Annotated in this window: 13 protein-coding genes; 8 read left to right on the forward strand and 5 right to left on the reverse strand. The window is 65.1% G+C overall.

Annotated features, from left to right (window positions below; translation table 11 throughout):
- Nucleotides 1-84 precede the first annotated feature (84 nt).
- Nucleotides 85-798 carry an IclR family transcriptional regulator gene (locus IWX75_RS06625; protein WP_196821459.1) on the reverse strand — a complete coding sequence of 238 codons (714 nt, stop codon included), beginning with the start codon at nt 796-798 and terminating at the stop codon, nt 85-87.
- 424 nt (nt 799-1,222) lie between these two features.
- On the opposite strand from IWX75_RS06625, the gene IWX75_RS06630 reads away from it, so the two are divergent.
- Nucleotides 1,223-3,019 (forward strand): L-lactate permease, encoded by a 1,797-nt coding sequence (locus IWX75_RS06630; RefSeq protein WP_196821460.1) that lies wholly within the window; start codon nt 1,223-1,225, stop codon nt 3,017-3,019.
- 70 nt (nt 3,020-3,089) lie between these two features.
- On the opposite strand, the gene IWX75_RS06635 is transcribed toward IWX75_RS06630, so the two are convergent.
- Entirely contained in the window at nt 3,090-4,454 is a 1,365-nt protein-coding gene (locus tag IWX75_RS06635; RefSeq protein ID WP_196821461.1) for an FAD-binding oxidoreductase, read from the reverse strand.
- Between the two features lie 959 nt (nt 4,455-5,413).
- Between IWX75_RS06635 and uraD the strand changes: the two genes are divergently transcribed.
- The 7 genes from uraD (at nt 5,414) to xdhC (ending at nt 13,868) form a co-directional block, all read left to right on the forward strand.
- Complete coding sequence (gene uraD, locus IWX75_RS06640) at nt 5,414-5,908, forward strand: 2-oxo-4-hydroxy-4-carboxy-5-ureidoimidazoline decarboxylase (RefSeq protein ID WP_196821462.1); 495 nt, start codon at nt 5,414-5,416, stop codon at nt 5,906-5,908.
- Nucleotides 5,902-6,243 (forward strand): hydroxyisourate hydrolase, encoded by a 342-nt coding sequence (uraH, locus tag IWX75_RS06645; RefSeq protein ID WP_196821785.1) that lies wholly within the window; start codon nt 5,902-5,904, stop codon nt 6,241-6,243. The genes uraD and uraH overlap by 7 nt, the downstream gene beginning before the upstream one ends.
- Nucleotides 6,244-6,245: 2 nt before the next feature.
- Nucleotides 6,246-7,193, forward strand: coding sequence for a factor-independent urate hydroxylase (pucL, locus tag IWX75_RS06650; RefSeq protein WP_196821463.1), 948 nt, complete (start codon nt 6,246-6,248; stop codon nt 7,191-7,193).
- Between the two features lie 123 nt (nt 7,194-7,316).
- Nucleotides 7,317-8,915, forward strand: coding sequence for a nucleobase:cation symporter-2 family protein (locus IWX75_RS06655; RefSeq protein WP_196821464.1), 1,599 nt, complete (start codon nt 7,317-7,319; stop codon nt 8,913-8,915).
- A gap of 137 nt (nt 8,916-9,052) precedes the next feature.
- Entirely contained in the window at nt 9,053-10,600 is a 1,548-nt protein-coding gene (locus IWX75_RS06660; protein WP_196821465.1) for a xanthine dehydrogenase small subunit, read from the forward strand.
- Complete coding sequence (gene xdhB / locus IWX75_RS06665; protein ID WP_196821466.1) at nt 10,597-13,002, forward strand: xanthine dehydrogenase molybdopterin binding subunit; 2,406 nt, start codon at nt 10,597-10,599, stop codon at nt 13,000-13,002. The genes IWX75_RS06660 and xdhB overlap by 4 nt, the downstream gene beginning before the upstream one ends.
- Nucleotides 13,003-13,013: 11 nt before the next feature.
- Complete coding sequence (xdhC, locus tag IWX75_RS06670) at nt 13,014-13,868, forward strand: xanthine dehydrogenase accessory protein XdhC (RefSeq protein WP_196821467.1); 855 nt, start codon at nt 13,014-13,016, stop codon at nt 13,866-13,868.
- A gap of 142 nt (nt 13,869-14,010) precedes the next feature.
- Here the strand turns inward: xdhC and IWX75_RS06675 are convergent, their stop codons facing one another.
- From IWX75_RS06675 to IWX75_RS06685, 3 genes are all read right to left on the reverse strand, one after another.
- The gene (locus tag IWX75_RS06675) at nt 14,011-14,199 is read right to left on the reverse strand and encodes a hypothetical protein (RefSeq protein WP_196821468.1); all 189 of its coding nucleotides are present in this window, start codon (nt 14,197-14,199) and stop codon (nt 14,011-14,013) included.
- 93 nt (nt 14,200-14,292) lie between these two features.
- A complete protein-coding gene (locus IWX75_RS06680) occupies nt 14,293-15,798 on the reverse strand; it encodes an NCS2 family permease (protein ID WP_196821469.1) in 1,506 nt (501 codons plus the stop codon).
- A 12-nt stretch (nt 15,799-15,810) separates the two neighbouring features.
- On the reverse strand, nt 15,811-16,305 hold the full coding sequence (locus IWX75_RS06685) for a nucleoside deaminase (RefSeq protein WP_196821470.1): 495 nt from the start codon (nt 16,303-16,305) through the stop codon (nt 15,811-15,813).
- Nucleotides 16,306-16,439: the final 134 nt, after the last annotated feature.

Here is a 16,439-nt window from a genome sequence, read left to right on the forward strand (position 1 = left end):
TGGCAGGTTCTGACGATCGGTTCCCGGCTGGAGCACGGACCCGACGACGATGATCCCGCCGGAGTGCGGGCGGCTTTCGGTCCGCTACCCGAGCTGCGCCGAGATGGCTGCCGCTCCTTTGCCGAGTCTCGTGGCGATGGCGTCTTCGGGAAAATCGCTGGAGATGTACACCACGGCAAGAGCGCCGGGCCGCCGGCCCGGGATCCTCAGTGGCACCGAGACGCCCGCGAGCCCCTCGATGACTTCGTTACGGCTTGTGGCATACCCACGGGAGCGGGCCACGAGCACCTCGGACCGCAGCGGAACGCCGGGCAGCAGTAGTTCGCGGTCGGCGTCGTCCAGTGCTGACTGGATGGCGATGCCGGGGGCGCCGACGTCGAGCTGGTGCCGAGAGCCAGGCTTCCGGGCGACGTTGGCCATGCCGTCGCGTGGTTCGGCACTCTGGAGGGTGATGCACGTGGCTTTCTCCAGGACGACGAGAAAGGCCGTCATGCCGAGTTCATTGGCGATGGCGTTCAGCTCGGGAAGGGCTGCCGTCTGCAGTTCCTTCGCGACATTCTGGGCGAGTGCGGCCAGTCCTGCGCCGAGCCTCAGGAACCCGGATGCATCGCGCTCCACGAGGTCATGGTCCTCGAGGGTCCGCAGGATGCGGTAGGCGATGGAGCGGTGGACCCCCAACTGGGCGGCGGCGGACGCGATGGTGGTGGGGGCGGTCTGCCGTGCCAGGAGTTCGAGCATCTGGATGCCGCGCGACAACGTCTGCGAAGAGGCCGCGGGCCGGGGTTCCTGTGCTGGCATGGCTACCTCTCCTGCGGGTCCCCGGGTCAGGCGGCGTCTAGGTAGCAGCCACCGGGACGATGGCGAAGAACGGCGCAGCTCTGGGAAAGTTCGATAGTAGCACGGCAGATTCTATTATTGAGCACGCGAACTGGTGGAAGATGCTTGGTGACCGTCGCCCGTCCCACGGAGCGAGGGGCTGGGCCTGCTGGGCCGAACGTTCAGACGATCCAGGTGTCCGTTTCCGCACTGCGGAGATTGTTGTCTGCCATGTGAAATAACTGGAAGTCACCGCTGCTGAAGGTGACCGTTCACCGCAAAAATGAGCAGGCCTTGCCGCTCTCGCTGAGAACCATTGACCGCGCCGTCCGCGCCACCCTAGGCTCCGTCCACTAGGTAAAAAGTACATTCCACAATGCGAAATATGGTCAGAGAGGACCAGATCGTGGACAATCTAGCAGTACTTAGTCTTTTGGCATTGGCTCCCATCCTCATTGTCGGTGTACTACTCGCCGGGTTTCGATGGCCCGCCAAATACGCGATGCCCGTCGGCTACGTTCTCGCAGTGGTCGTTGCATTGTTCGTCTGGCAGATGGACTTCACGGGGATCATCGCGGCCTCGCTCGAAGGCCTGATCACCGCCGCGACACTGCTCTACATCGTGTTCGGGGCCCTGTTGCTCCTTTCGACCCTCACTATCGGCGGCGCGATGTCGACCATCCGCGCCGGTTTCGACAACATCTCCGCGGACCGGCGCGTCCAGGCGATCATCATCGGCTGGCTTTTCGGCTCCTTCATCGAGGGAGCCTCAGGGTTCGGGACTCCTGCCGCCGTCGTCGCGCCGCTGTTGCTGGCCATGGGCTTTCCAGCAATGGCGGCCGTGATGGTGGGCCTGATCATCCAGAGCACGCCGGTGAGTTTCGGCGCGGTCGGCACTCCGATCATCGTCGGCGTCGGCAACGGACTGGGAGGAGATCCCGCAGTCGCGGAACGGATCTCCGTCCTCGGATTGACCATGCCCGAGTTCGTCGCCTCCATCGGTTTCCAGGTGGCGGCGATCCATGCGATCGTCGGCCTGCTCATTCCGTTGATCCTGGTCTGCATGCTGACCGGGTTCTTCGGACCGGAGCGCCGGTTCCGCGACGGTCTCGCGATCTGGCCGTTTGCGCTGTACTCGTCGGTCGCGATGACCATCCCGTACGTCCTCGTGGCACGTTTCCTCGGCCCCGAGTTCCCGTCGCTCTTCGGAGGGCTGATCGGCCTCATGGTGGTGATGTTCACCTCGAGCCGCGGCTTCCTCATGCCGAAGGACACTTTCGATTTCGGCCCCCGGTCCTCGTGGTCCGACCGCTGGATGGGCACCATCGAGCCAAGCAGGGCGACGGACGTCTCCACCCACATGAGCCTCGTCCGTGCGTGGGCACCCTATGTCCTGATGGCGACACTGCTCGTTGCGACGCGCGTGATCCCGTCGCTGAAGACCTACCTCACCGGCATCGCCATTCCCTTCGAGAACATCCTCGGATCAGGGATCACCACAACGGTGCAGCCCTTCTACTCGCCGGCCTTCCTGATGATTCTCGCCGCTCTCTTCGCCTACCTGCTGCACCGGATGAACGGTGGGCAGATCGCCGAGACGGTCAAGATCTCGGCGAGGCAACTGGCAGGCACCGCCGTCGCCCTGCTCTTCGCCGTACCCCTGGTGCGGGTACTGATCCAGTCCGGCCCAGAGCTCAACGCCTCGGGACTTTCCAGCATGCCGGTGACCCTCGCCGAGGGGGCTGCGGCGCTGACCGGCGGATCCTGGCCCGTGATCGCTCCCTGGATCGGCGCGCTGGGAGCATTCGTTGCGGGTTCCAATACCGTCTCGAACCTCACCTTCGCCCAGTTCCAGTTCTCGACCGGCAATGCGATCGGTGTGCCCCCCGAGCAGGTCGTGGCCGCACAGGCCGTCGGTGGTGCAGGCGGAAACCCCGTGGCGATCCACAACATCGTCGCCGCGGCTGCCACGGTCGGTCTGCTGGGCCGGGAGGGGGACCTCCTGCGGAAGACCGTCCTCGTCACCATCTACTACTCCTTCACTGCCGGAGCGGTGGCCTTCGTCTTCATCCACGGCATCGGCCTGAACCTCGGCACCATGATGCTGGTGGTCCTGGTTGCGGTGCTGGCCTTGCTTGCACGCTGGATGATGCGCCAGAAACCGGCTGTCCCGGAGCGGGAAGTGGAGAAGGACTCCGTTTAGCACCTCCACCAGAAAGGACGGTAGCCCGCGTCGCGCGGGCTACCGTCCTTTTCGTGGAAGCGGGGTATCGTCAGATGGCTTTGCCCGGGTTCAGGATTCCAGCGGGATCGAGCGCGTCCTTGAGAATCCGATGTACGTCCATCGAGACCTCGCCCAACTCGGGGAGAAGCCAGTCACGCTTCAGAAGCCCGACGCCGTGTTCCCCGGTGAGCGTTCCACCAAGACTCTTCGCGAGGTGGAACATCTCACCCAGGGCCACCTTCGCAGGTCCCTCCGTCACCGAATCCGCCTCATCCAGAACAATCATCGGGTGCAGGTTGCCGTCCGATGCATGAGCCACGGTGAAGATTTTCACGCCGGTCCTTGCTGAAATGTCGTCCAGGCCCACGGCCACTTCCGCCAACCGTCCGCGCGGCACCCCGATGTCGCCGATGGATACCCGGCCCAACTTCTCAAGGGACGGTATTGCCTCGCGGCGGGCCAGGACCAAACGGTCCGCCTCGTCAGCGTCTGCGGCTTTTTCATGGGAGGAGGCAAAGGGCCGAATGGCTTCAATGAGGACGTCCTGCTCGAGGTAGGCTCCGTAACCGTCGGTCTGGGCGAGGAGGAACGCCCCACCACGGCTTCGATAGTCGGTACCGAGTGCCATGTCCACGGCCTCGAGGGTCTGCCCGTCGATCAGTTCCAGCAGCGACGGCTGGATGCGCGCGGCAATGACCGCCGACGCTGCGGCCGCGGCAGAAGCGAAGTCCGGAAAGAATGCCGCAACTGTTGCCGTGGCGACCGGGAGTGGACGGAGCCGGAGTGTTGCTTCAACCACCACGCCAAGCGTTCCCTCGGATCCGGTGATCAGCGCGTTGAGGTCGTAGCCGGTGACCCCTTTAAGGGTCTCACGGCCCGTCCTCAGCTCCCTGCCGTCCGCCAGGATCACCTGGAGGGCCAGCACCGCCTCCCGCGTGACGCCATACTTCGCGCACCGCATTCCTCCGGCGTTGGTCGCGATGTTGCCACCGATCGAGCAGATGGCAGTGCTGGCCGGGTCGGGAGCGTAGAAAAGACCGTATTCCGCTGCGGCGGCGTTGAGTTCGGCGTTGAGAACTCCCGGCTGGACCACGGCGAGTTGTTCCACCGGGTCGATCCGGAGGATGCTGTTCATCCGGGAGAGATCGAGGACTACCTCACCTGATCTTGCCGATGATCCTGCAGCAAGACCGGTTCCTGCTCCGCGGGTCACGATCGGTGTGCGGGAGGCGGCGGCGAGGCGCATGGTCGTGACGACGTCTTCTGCTGATTCGGCGAACACGACGCCGTCGGGTACTGAGGCGGAGACGTAGCCCGACCGGTCGGTACTCGCGTTCAGCCGGTCGGCGTCCAGGACGGATGCGTTCGGTGAGCCCTCGAGAACCGTGGCGGTGGAGCGGGTTTGGACGGTCATCTCACAAAACTCCTTCGTGATGCGGAAACTTTCGGCGGTAAGCCTCAGCGTTCGTTCTTCTCTCGCGATGCGAAAAAATACTTCTGCTGACTGGATTACTATCACTTCTGCGGGAAGGAGTGGTCAATGGTCGGGCGGTTCCGATGCGGTGAAGTGCACAACTGTCAGGACCAACGGAGTGCGGCGAGCGCGATTCCGGCAGCCGGCTCGCCTACGGCGGGAGCGGGACCTGCCAGCCCCACCGACGGAAAGCGGGCACTGCCGCCACGCACCGGCGTGCCATCCGACCTCGTCCTGCCGGAAGGTTCGCGCCGCAGTCCGCATCAGCGCTTGGACGGCTAACGACGACGGGCAGGGCCAGCGGGCGCCGCAGTCCGCATCGGCGCTTGGGCGGCTAACGATGACGGGCAGGGCCACCGGGCGCTGCCGCCGTCGTCGCTACGTGGCCCTCGCATCCGTGGGGGCGACGCGGCCGGAGGCGTCGATACTGCACGCCTGCCCGCCTTTCCCCACATGGGCGTCAGCTTCGGCGTCCTCGGCGCAGCATCCTGGCGAGTATCCGCTGCAGCGCTTTCGCTGGAGGCCGCCGGTCTCCGGGAGGAGGGAGGAAGAAATCCGGGTCCGAGCCGCCCGCCAGGTAGAGCGAGGTCGCCTCCGGGGCTGTTGGTGTCGATCGCTGATTCTCAGGGCTATCCATGATACTGGTCCGCCTAATTTTCCGCATAGTGTAATTATTCTTACGATAGGTGGAATCATAGGTTTGGTCATGCGAACGGTCAATGCCTGTCAGGCCCGGATGAGCGCCGGCGATTTAGTAGTTGACATACCCGGTGTGACAGGGGTTACACTTTCTCGTGAAATAGATATTCCGCACTGCAGAAACATCGAATCAAGTCGATCCGTCGATGGTCAAGGGTGTTCAGCGCTGCAGTGGAAGACGATGAAAGCTGACACCCGCCATGCATCTGAACGACTTCAATTCCGCTTCTCCCTCTGCAGCCGCGGCTGCCCTCACCCCGTGTGTCGATGTACCCCGATGGGTCGAGGAGATCGTAGCGGCACGATCATTCGCCTCACCCACAGATCTGATGTCCTTCGCTGCCACGGCGGCGCCCGGCTGGACCGAGGCGGAGCTGGACAGGGCACTGCACCACCATCCCCGCATCGGCGAACGGGCCGCGGGCGCATCGCCGGAAGCGGACATGTCCCGACGGGAACAATCCGGCGTCGACACTTCAGCCGATACGGCGGCGCAGTTGCTCGCCGGCAACCGGGAATACGAGGACAAATTCGGCAGGGTCTTCCTCATCCGGGCTGCAGGGCGCAGTGCCGAGGAGATTCTCACCAGCCTTCGGCTCCGCCTGAAGAACACCCCCGACCAGGAACTGCACGTGGTTGCAGAACAGCTCAGGGAAATCGCGCTCATCCGCTTGGAAGGACTCCTTCAATCATGACAAGCCATGTCACCACCCACGTCCTCGACACCGGCACAGGGCGTCCCGCCCGGGGTGTCACCGCACTGTTGTCCCTGAAATCCGCAGACGGCTGGGAAGCCATCGCCGACGGGACCACGGATGTCGACGGCCGTGTCCGGGACCTCGGCCCGGACCGATTGGAACCCGGAACCTACCGGATCAGTTTCGGAACCGGTGAGTACTTCAGCAGCACCGGAACCGAAACCTTCTTCCCCGAGGTAACGCTGACCTTCACCGTCTCAAGCCCCACCGAGCATTACCACGTGCCACTACTCCTGAGCCCGTTCGCTTATTCAACCTATCGAGGAAGCTGATCATGACTGCAACGACGCAAGAGAACTCGAGCCACGCACCCGAATCCGGTTCCGCCACGGCGGGGCGCATCGTCCTTGGCCGGAACCAGTATGGAAAGGCCGAAGTCCGCCTCGTCAAGGTCACGAGGGACACTGACCGCCACGCCATCGAGGACCTGAACATCACCTCCCAGCTGCACGGCGATTTCGAGTCCGCCCACACCGAGGGCGACAACTCGAAGGTCGTTGCGACCGACACCCAGAAGAACACGGTGTACGCACTTGCAAAGGAAGGGGTCGGATCGCCCGAGGCCTTCCTCCTGCGGCTCGGCGCCCACTTCACGGAAAGCTTCAACTGGGTCACCGGTGGACGTTGGGCAGCGGAACAGTACGGTTGGGACCGGATCAACGACCACGACCACGCCTTCTCCCGCAACAAGTCCGAAACCAGGACCGCCGTGTTGCTCGTCGACGGAGTCCAGCAGCACCTCGTGGCAGGCATCCAGGACCTCACGGTCCTGAAATCCACCGGATCAGAATTTCATGGCTTCCCCCGGGACCGGTACACCACGCTCGCCGAAACAACGGATCGAATCCTTGCCACCGATGTCACCGCCAAGTGGAGGTACAACACCATCAACACCGTCGACGTCGATTTCAACGCGGTGTACGCAAGCGTCCGCGGGATCCTCCTGGACGCCTTCGCACAGACGCACTCACTCGCGCTGCAGCAGACCATGTTCCAGATGGGCAAAAAAGTGCTGGAGGCGCACCCCGAGATCGAGGAAGTGAGGATGTCGCTGCCGAACAAGCACCACTTCCTGGTGGACCTCTCACCCTTCGGACTGGACAATCCCAACGAAATCTTCTTCGCCGCGGACCGCCCCTACGGCCTCATCGAAGCAACGGTCGAGCGTGAAGGCGCAACGAAGGAATCAGCGGTCTGGGCCAACACCCCCGGATTCTGCTGAGCCGGATCAGACACCGCCGGATCAGACACCGCCGGATCAGACACCGCCGGATCAGACACCGCAGGATCAGACACCGCAGGATCAGACACCGCAGGATCAGACAAGCAGACAAGGAAGTCAGCTATGAAAGCACTGAAGGCCAGAAACAAGAAGGACGTTCCACAGCGACCCGAAGATGAACGGTTGCCGCTCGGCCGGTCCTTCACCTACGGACTGCAGCATGTCCTCACCATGTACGGCGGAATCATCGCGGTTCCGTTGATCGTCGGTTCCGCGGCCGGCCTGGGTCAGGACGAGATCGCCCTGCTCATCGCCTCCTGCCTGTTCATCGGCGGGGCAGCGACGATTCTCCAGAGCTACGGCGTCCCCTTCTTCGGCTCCCAGCTCCCGCTGGTCCAGGGAGTGTCCTTTGCCGGAGTGGCAACCATGATCGCGATCCTCGAGGGAGGCGGTGGAATCCAGTCGGTGTTCGGCGCTGTACTGGTGGCGTCAGTGATCGGCCTCATCATCGCCCCGTTCTTCGCGCGGATCATCCACTTCTTCCCGCCTGTCGTCACCGGCATCGTCATCACCACCATCGGACTGACGCTGCTGCCGGTTGCGGCGAACTGGGCCATGGGAGGCAACCCCAGCGCGGAGAACTATGGGTCGCTCTCGAACATCGGCCTTGCCGCAGCCACCCTGGCATTGGTCCTCCTGCTGAGCAAGCTCGGCAACTCGGCCATCTCACGTCTTTCGATCCTGCTGGCGATCGTCGGTGGGGCGGTCATCGCCGCGGTTCTCGGCATTGCGGATTTCTCGGGAGTTCTGGAGGGGGACATCATCGCCTTCCCCCAACCGCTTGCCTTCGGATGGCCGACCTTCCAGGCTGCGGCCATCATTTCGATGGTCATCGTGGTCCTCGTGACCATGACTGAAACCACTGCAGACATCCTGGCTGTGGGAGAGATCGCCAAGACGAAAGTCGATTCCCGCCGCATCGCCGACGGGCTCCGGGCCGATATGCTCTCCAGCGCCATTGCGCCCCTCTTCAACTCATTCACGCAGACCGCATTCGCCCAGAACGTGGGCCTGGTGGCGATCACCGGAGTCCGGAGCCGCTTCGTGGTCACCGCGGGAGGCGTCATCATGCTGGTCCTTGGCCTGTTGCCCCTGCTGGCCCGCATCGTCGCTGCAGTGCCGACCCCGGTGCTCGGCGGTGCCGGCGTCGTACTCTTCGGCACTGTTGCAGCGAGCGGGATACGGACACTCGCCAAGGTCGATTACAAGGACAACATGAATCTCATCATCGTGGCTGTCTCACTCGGATTCGGCATGATCCCCGTGGTTTCGCCGACCTTCTACGATGAGTTCCCCACCTGGTTCGGTATCATCTTCCACTCGGGTATCAGCTCGGCCGCCATCATGGCCGTCCTCCTGAACCTGCTGTTCAACCACCTGAAGGCGGGAAATTCGAGTCAGCAGTCGGTGTTCGCGGCGAGCCCGCCGCGGATGGTGCGGGCGGAGGAGCTCAAGGCTTTCCGAGACGGCGACCACTACGACGGCGGCAAGCTGATCGATGCCGACGGCACTGAGGTCCCCGTGGTCAACGCCGCGCAATATGTCCTTGTCGAGGAGAAGATCCAGAGGGGCGAGATCAGCCATACTGACGAGATACGCAGGATCTGCGCCTCGAGCGAGTCGTCGGACGGGCCGGCCGGCCAGGTAGGACGGAGCATGTAGGCATAGCCGCAGCGGTGGGCGGGGCCGGTAGGTCCCGCCCGTCGGCGGTTCGAAAGTCTGACGGTTCAAGGGTTGGACGGTTCATCGGTGAACTGTTCAAGAGTTAGATGCAGATGGAACGTTGAGGAGCGTGCAGCATGGAACGGATTCAGGTAACGGTCAATGGACAGGTGCGGAGCTGCGGGGCGAGCGTGCACACCAACCTGCTCGACTGGCTGCGGGATGAGGGATTGACCGGGTCCAAGGAAGGCTGCGCCGAGGGAGAATGCGGTGCGTGCGCCGTGATGGTTTCCCGGCCGGACGGCTCCGACGGCAGCCGGTGGACTTCGGTCAATGCGTGCCTGCCTCCTGCTCTCGCCTTCGACGGCCAGGAGATCGTGACCGCGGAGGGGCTCGGCACTGCGCCAGGAGCCTGCGCGGTGAGGAAGCTGCACCCGGTCCAGGAGGAGATGGCGGAGCGTGGAGGCTCCCAGTGCGGCTACTGCACCCCCGGCTTCGTCTGTTCGATGGCGGCGGAATACTACCGGCCCGAGCGCGGCACAGAGGTGTCGAACAACTCGAAAAACTCGAAAAACTCGAACAACGAGGCCTCGGACGGCCAGGCGCAGACGGGAACCGCCGCCGTCGGTGAGGAACACGCGACCGACCACGAAACCGGTCCCAACGGCTTCGACCTGCACGCCCTGAGCGGAAACCTCTGCCGGTGCACCGGGTACCGCCCCATCCGCGACGCCGCCTATGCCCTCAGCGCTCCTGAGGGAACCGATCCGCTTCTGCGCCGCCAGGACAGCCCGGCGCCGCCTGCCCGCCCCACGCACAGCACGGTCGGTGGCGCGCGGTTCGTCCGCCCGCAGACCATGGACGAACTGTTCGCGCTGCTCGGGGAGAACCCCGGAGCCAAGCTGGTGTCGGGCGGCACCGACCTGGGGGTGGAGATCAACCTTCGGCACTCCCGGCCCTCCCTCGTAGTAGCGATCGACCGGCTCGAACCCCTGCGGGTACTCACGGTGGGCGCCGACCGGATCGAAGTCGGCGCGGCCCTGACCCTCTCGGAAGTAGAGCGCGGCCTGGACGGGCGGGTGCCGCTGCTGAATCAGCTCTTTCCCCAGTTCGCTTCCCGGCTCATCCGCAATGCCGCCAGCTTCGGCGGCAACCTGGCGACCGGCTCACCGATCGGCGATTCCGCACCTGCGCTGCTGGCACTGGACGCCTCCGTGGTCCTGGCATCCGGAACCGGTGAACGGGAAGTCCCCTTGAGCGAGTACTACACCGGATACCGCCAGAGCGTCCGGAAGCCCGGCGAACTCCTCCGGGCGGTGCGGATTCCGCTGCCCCTTGCCGGGCAGACAGCCTTCTACAAGATCGCGAAGCGCCGCTTCGACGACATCTCGAGTGTCGCGGTCGGCTTCGCGCTCCAGCTCGACGGCGACACCGTCTCCTCCGTGCGCGTCGGCGTGGGAGGGATAGCGGCCACTCCTCTCCGGGCACTTCGGACCGAGCAGGCGCTGCTGGGCCGACCGTGGACCTATGACGTCGCCGCAGCCGCCGCAGCCGTTCTGGCCACGGAAGGCACGCCGATCGATGACCTGCGGGCAAGTGCCCGCTACCGCTCGGCCATGCTCGAACAGTCCATGCTTCGGTTCCATGCGCAGACGCAACCCGCCACCCTGGAGGTATCCCGGTGAAATCCCTCGCTGATCGACCAGTCAATCCCGTGGTGGGTGTGCCGGTCTCCCATGAGAGTGCAGACCTCCACGTCACCGGCGAGGCGCTGTACACCGATGACCTCATCGTCCGCAGCCAGAACGTGTTGCATGCCTGGCCCGTCCAGGCCCCGCATGCGCATGCACTGGTCGAGTCGCTGAGCACCGAAGCGGCGCTGGAGATCCCGGGAGTGGTCCGGGTCCTGACGGCGGCGGACGTGCCCGGGATCAACGACGCCGGCATCAAGCACGACGAACCGCTTTTCCCCAGCGAAGTCATGTTCTACGGGCATGCCGTGTGCTGGGTTCTGGGGGAGACTCTCGAGGCCGCACGCCTCGGCGCTGAGGCCGTGCAGGTCGGCTACCGGCCGCTGCCGTCCCTGCTGACCCTGACGGAGGCCATGGAGGCGGAGAGCTTCCAGGGCAACCGGCCGACCCTGACCCGCGGTGAGGCGGATACCGCGCTGGCCGCTGCTGCGCATCGCTTCAGCGGCGACATCGAGTTCGGTGGCCAGGAGCACTTCTATCTTGAGACCCATGCCTCCTTCGTCTACGTCGACGAGGGCGGGCAGGTACTCGTGCACTGCAGCACGCAGCATCCGACGGAGACCCAGGAAATCGTGGCCCACGTCCTCGGTCTGCAGAGCTCCGAGGTGACGGTGCAGTGCCTGCGGATGGGAGGCGGCTTCGGCGGGAAGGAGATGCAGCCGCACGGCTATGCGGCCATCGCCGCACTGGGAGCCACGTTGACCGGCCGACCGGTGCGGTTGCGGCTCAACCGCACCCAGGACATCACCCTCTCGGGCAAGCGGCACCCGTTCCATGCCCGCTGGGAGGCCGGTTTCGATGAGGAGGGCCGTATCCAGGCGCTCAAGGCGACGCTGACCAGCGACGGCGGGTGGAGCCTCGACCTGTCGGAGCCGGTCCTGGCCCGGGCCCTGTGCCATATCGACAACTCCTACTGGATCCCCAACGTGGAGGTCCACGGTCGGATCGCCAAGACCAACAAGACCTCCCAGACGGCCTTCCGCGGTTTCGGCGGCCCGCAGGGCATGTTCGTCATCGAGGACATTCTGGGGCGATGCGCCCCGCTGCTGGGCCTCGACGCCGGCGAACTCCGGAAGCGGAACCTCTACGTCCCGGGGCAGAGCACGCCCTACGGACAGCCGGTCCGGCACGCCGAGCGGCTCCATGCCATCTGGCAACAACTGCACGACCGCGCGGACGTCGACCGGCGTCGGGAGGAGATCGGAACGTTCAACGCCTCACACCCGCACCTGAAGCGGGCCCTGGCCATCACTCCGGTGAAATTCGGGATCTCCTTCAACCTCACCGCGTTCAACCAGGCCGGCGCGCTGGTGCACGTCTACAAGGACGGGTCGATCCTGATCAACCACGGCGGTACCGAGATGGGCCAGGGGCTGCATACGAAGATGCGACAGGTGGCCGCCACCGCCCTCGGCGTGCCGCTGGAGATCGTCCGCCTGGCTCCCACCCGCACGGACAAGGTGCCCAACACCTCGGCGACCGCGGCCAGCTCGGGCGCCGACCTCAACGGTGGGGCGGTCAAGAATGCCTGCGACCAGATCCGGAACCGCCTGGCCGAGGTGGCGGCACGCAAACTGAACATCCACCCCGACGACGTCCGGTTCGCCAACGGTATCGTCACCGGGATCGGTTTCTCCGACCCGGGGATTCCCTTCGCCGACCTGGCGCGCGACGCGTATTTCCAGCGGGTCTCCCTCTGGGCCGCGGGCTACTACCGTACCGAGGGGTTGCATTGGGACAGTGCCCGCATGCAGGGTGAGCCGTTCAAGTACTTCAGCTACGGAGCGGCGGTCTCCGAGGTGGAGGTCGACGGGTTCACCGGCGCGTACCGGCAACTGCGGACCGACATCGTGCACGACGTCGGCGACAGCCTGTCGCCAATGATCGACGTCGGGCAGATCGAGGGCGGTTTCGTCCAGGGAGCTGGCTGGCTGACCCTGGAGGAGCTGCGCTGGGACGTTTCCGATGGACCGCACCGCGGACGTCTCGCCTCCCAGTCGGCAAGCACCTACAAACTGCCCAGCTTCTCCGAGATGCCGGAGGAGTTCAACGTCCACCTCTTCGAGAAGGCAACCGAGGACGGCGTGGTCTACGGATCGAAGGCGGTCGGCGAGCCGCCGATCATGCTGGCCTTCAGTGTCCGCGAAGCGCTCCGCCAGGCCGCCGCGGCCTTCGGTCCCGCGGGCCGGGAGGTCGAGCTCGCCAGCCCTGCCACTCCCGAGGCGGTCTACTGGGCGATCACGCGGGCCCGGGACGCCCAGGCTGCACAGGACGCAGGGACCACTGCCGCGCAGTCGGTCCCGGTGCCTCTCCCGGTTCCCACACCGGCACACTGAGATGGACTGACATGGATTGGCTGGAGGCACTGCAACTTCTGCGCTCGAGTGGTCGGCCAGGGGTGCTCGCCACGGTTACCGGGGTGCGCGGCCATGCTCCGAGGGAGGCCGGCGCGAAGATGCTGGTCGGTGCCGAGAGCGCCTGGGACAGCATCGGTGGCGGCAACCTGGAGGCCACGGTGGCGGACCGGGCCCGTGCAATGCTCGACGCCGGCAGCACCCTGCCCGAAAGCCTTACGTTTCCGCTCAACGAGCATGCGGTGACCCGGCACGGGAAGCAATGCTGCGGGGGTGTTGTCGACGTCCTTCTCGAACCGTTCCTGCCCCGGCCCATCGTCGCAGTGTTCGGCGTGGGGCACGTCGGCCACGAGCTGGCCCGGATCCTTTCCCGGCTGCCCATCCGGCTGTACCTGGTGGACAGCCGCGCCGATCAGGTGAGTACTGAACAGCTTCCCGACGTCGTGGGCGGGTCCGCCGACGTCCACCCCGTCCACAGCCCCGTTCCGGACTCGGTGCTGGGCGGGCTGCCGGCCGGCTCGCACGTGCTGATTCTGACCCACGACCATGCCGAGGATTTCCTCCTCTGCGATGCCGCGCTGCGCCGGGGCGATCTGGGCTCGATCGGCCTGATCGGCTCCAGCGCGAAATGGTCCCGGTTCCGTGTCCGACTGCTCGCCGAGGGGCACGCGGAGGCCGCCGTCGAGCGCATCAGCTGCCCCATCGGGCTTCCGGATATCACTGGCAAGGCTCCTGCCGTGATCGCCATCAGTGTTGCGGCCAGGCTGCTCCAGCTTCTTCCGTCGAACCCCGGCGAGCGGAATGGGGAACGCGAGGTCGAACCAGTCGCGACGGGCGCCGTCCCGTAGGGTCCGGCATGATCAAGACGCCGGCCCCGGCGCTCTTGCCGACGCCGTCGTGCCAGCGGGCGTTGTACGGCCGTAGACGATTGTGGGCCCAGCCAATGGCTGGGCCCACATTCGTTTGTCAGCTGCTCACCCGACGGAATTCTCACTCGTAGGGCGGTTCACTTTCCCGCGACTTCTGCGGGGGAGTCGTCGGGAAGTGGTGCCCGTTCCACAGCAGCATCGCTGTACCGGCAGGCAGGAACGCCAGGGCCGGAAGCCACTGGGCGAATGCAAGAAGCCCGAGTGCGACGAGCAGGACGGCAAGTGCCGCGATCCGCATCGGTTTGTGCATGACGTCCCTTCCCTTAGCAGCGAGGCTACACGCCGATGGGCGGGTCGGGGAGCAGTAAGCTCGCCCGCCCACCCACCCTTCGGAGGAGTGCGGTCAGCCTCCCAGCCAGGCCGTCACGGGACCGCGCGCGAAGTACACCAGGAAACCGGCGGCAACGACCCACATGAGCGGGTGGATCTTGCCGGCCCTGCCGGAACCTGCCCGGATCAGCACCCAGGTGATGAACCCGACGCCGATGCCGTTGGCGATGGAGTAGGTCAGCGGCATGGTGACGATGGTGAGGAATGACGGCAGTGCGATGGAGAAGTTCTGGAAATTGATCTCGCGGATCTGCGCGACCATCATGGCTCCCACCACTACCAGTGCAGAAGCGGCGACCTCCAGTGGAACAACTGCCGTCAGGGGGGTGAAGAACATCGCCGCAAGGAACAGGAACCCAGTGACCACCGAGGCCAGGCCGGTCCTGGCACCTTCACCGATGCCGGCGGCCGAGTCGATGAAGACGGTGTTCGATGAGCTCGACGTGCCTCCGCCCGCAACCGCCCCGACGCCCTCGATGATCAGGGCCGACTTGAGGCGCGGGAAGTTCCCCTGCTTGTTCGCGAGCCCGGCGCTCTTCGAGAGACCGGTCATGGTCCCCATGGCGTCGAAGAAGTTGGTGAAGACCAGGGTGAAGACCAGCATGGTGGCAGCAAGGACGCCGATGCGGTCAAAGGCACCGAAGCTGAACTGCCCGATGAGGCTGAAGTCCGGGATCGAGACGATACTGCTCGGGATGACAGGGGCGTTCAGGTGCCAGCCGCCCGGATTGTCCGGTCCGGTGAACCCCAGGTCGAGGAAGGCCTCGACGACGACCGCGATGATGGTGGTGGTCACGATACCGATGAGTAGTCCGCCCTTGACCCCGCGGGCCATCAGGATGCCCATGGTGATCACGCCGATGAGGAAGATCAGGGTCGGCAGCGTGGTGACGGAGCCGTTGTCTCCCAGTTGCACCGGGGGACCGCCCGCTGTCCTGCTCACGAAACCCGAATCGACGAACCCGATGAAGGCGATGAAGAGGCCGATGCCGACGGTGATGGCGGCCTTGAGCTGCCGAGGGACCGCGTTGAAGATCGCCGTCCGAGCACCGGTGACCGCGAGGAACACGATCAGCAGGCCGTTGATGACCACCAGGCCCATCGCTTCCGCCCAGGTCACGTCGCCGATCACCGAAACCGCAAGGAAGGAGTTGATGCCGAGCCCGGCTGCTATCCCGAACGGGAGGTTGGCGAAGATGCCGAAGATGATGGTCATCACGCCGGCCGTGAGGCCCGTGACCGCACCCACCTGGGCGGCTGCCAGCCAGCCGCCCTCGACGTCGGTGGCTGCTGTCTCTGCGCTGAACCCTCCCAGAATGAGCGGATTGAGAATCACGATGTAGGCCATCGTGAAGAAGGTGACGAGGCCGCCGCGGATCTCGCGTCCCGTCGTCGAGCCGCGCTCCGAGATCTGGAAGTAGCTGTCGAGGGATGAGAAACGGCTGACCGCCGGCCGCGAACGAGTCGGTTCCGGTTCCGGGCCTTCGTGGGGATCGTTGTCGCGGGTGATGAGTGTCATGACGCTTCCTTCCTAGTAATCCACGCGGGCGGTGAGGGTGCTCCACGCCTCGAAGGGTGCATTCTCACCGATTCCCGCGGAGGGGGAGAGGCGGTGCTGGCGGACGGGCATCGAGCGTTCCTCGAGCGGGGTGGAGAAGTATTCGTAGAACACTGCGTCGTCGAATCCGGCACGGGCGGCGTCGTGCCGGTCGGCTGCGTAGACGACGTGCTTCACCCGGGCCCACAGCGCACTCGACAGGCACATGGGACACGGCTCGCAACTCGTGTACAGAACAGCTCCCGAGAGGTCGAAGGAGCCGATGGAGCGGCACGCGTCCCGAATGGCCATGACTTCGGCGTGGGCAGTGGGGTCGTTGTTGGCGGTGACCCGGTTGACGCCCTCGAACACCCGGCCGTCAGGGGTCACGATGACCGCGCCGAAGGGACCGCCTGAGTTGTGGACGTTGGCCGAGGCGAGAGACAGGGCCTGGGCGAGGTACTGCTCTTCTTCTGTAGTGGTGCTCATCTGGAACTCCCTAACGAGGGCAACATCCATTTCGCACCACCGACGACGAAGGGGTCAGGCGACTGCGACCAGACTGCTGCGAATTCATTTGCAGGTCCGCCTGGTTGATAGCTACCCGGGAAAGGGGTGCCCGC

Origin of the sequence: Arthrobacter sp. CAN_A6 (genome assembly GCF_015751715.1) — a bacterium.
In the GTDB taxonomy this organism is placed as follows: domain Bacteria; phylum Actinomycetota; class Actinomycetes; order Actinomycetales; family Micrococcaceae; genus Arthrobacter_D.

What these genes read in the sequence shown, in the direction of transcription:
- IWX75_RS06675 (WP_196821468.1), bottom strand. Translation starts at nt 14,199, where the DNA reads ATGCACAAACCGATGCGGATCGCGGCACTTGCCGTCCTGCTCGTCGCA.
- IWX75_RS06625 (WP_196821459.1), bottom strand. Translation starts at nt 798, where the DNA reads ATGCCAGCACAGGAACCCCGGCCCGCGGCCTCTTCGCAGACGTTGTCG.
- IWX75_RS06660 (WP_196821465.1), top strand. Translation starts at nt 9,053, where the DNA reads ATGGAACGGATTCAGGTAACGGTCAATGGACAGGTGCGGAGCTGCGGG.
- pucL (WP_196821463.1), top strand. Translation starts at nt 6,246, where the DNA reads ATGACTGCAACGACGCAAGAGAACTCGAGCCACGCACCCGAATCCGGT.
- IWX75_RS06655 (WP_196821464.1), top strand. Translation starts at nt 7,317, where the DNA reads ATGAAAGCACTGAAGGCCAGAAACAAGAAGGACGTTCCACAGCGACCC.
- uraD (WP_196821462.1), top strand. Translation starts at nt 5,414, where the DNA reads ATGCATCTGAACGACTTCAATTCCGCTTCTCCCTCTGCAGCCGCGGCT.
- IWX75_RS06685 (WP_196821470.1), bottom strand. Translation starts at nt 16,305, where the DNA reads ATGAGCACCACTACAGAAGAAGAGCAGTACCTCGCCCAGGCCCTGTCT.
- xdhC (WP_196821467.1), top strand. Translation starts at nt 13,014, where the DNA reads ATGGATTGGCTGGAGGCACTGCAACTTCTGCGCTCGAGTGGTCGGCCA.
- IWX75_RS06680 (WP_196821469.1), bottom strand. Translation starts at nt 15,798, where the DNA reads ATGACACTCATCACCCGCGACAACGATCCCCACGAAGGCCCGGAACCG.
- IWX75_RS06635 (WP_196821461.1), bottom strand. Translation starts at nt 4,454, where the DNA reads ATGACCGTCCAAACCCGCTCCACCGCCACGGTTCTCGAGGGCTCACCG.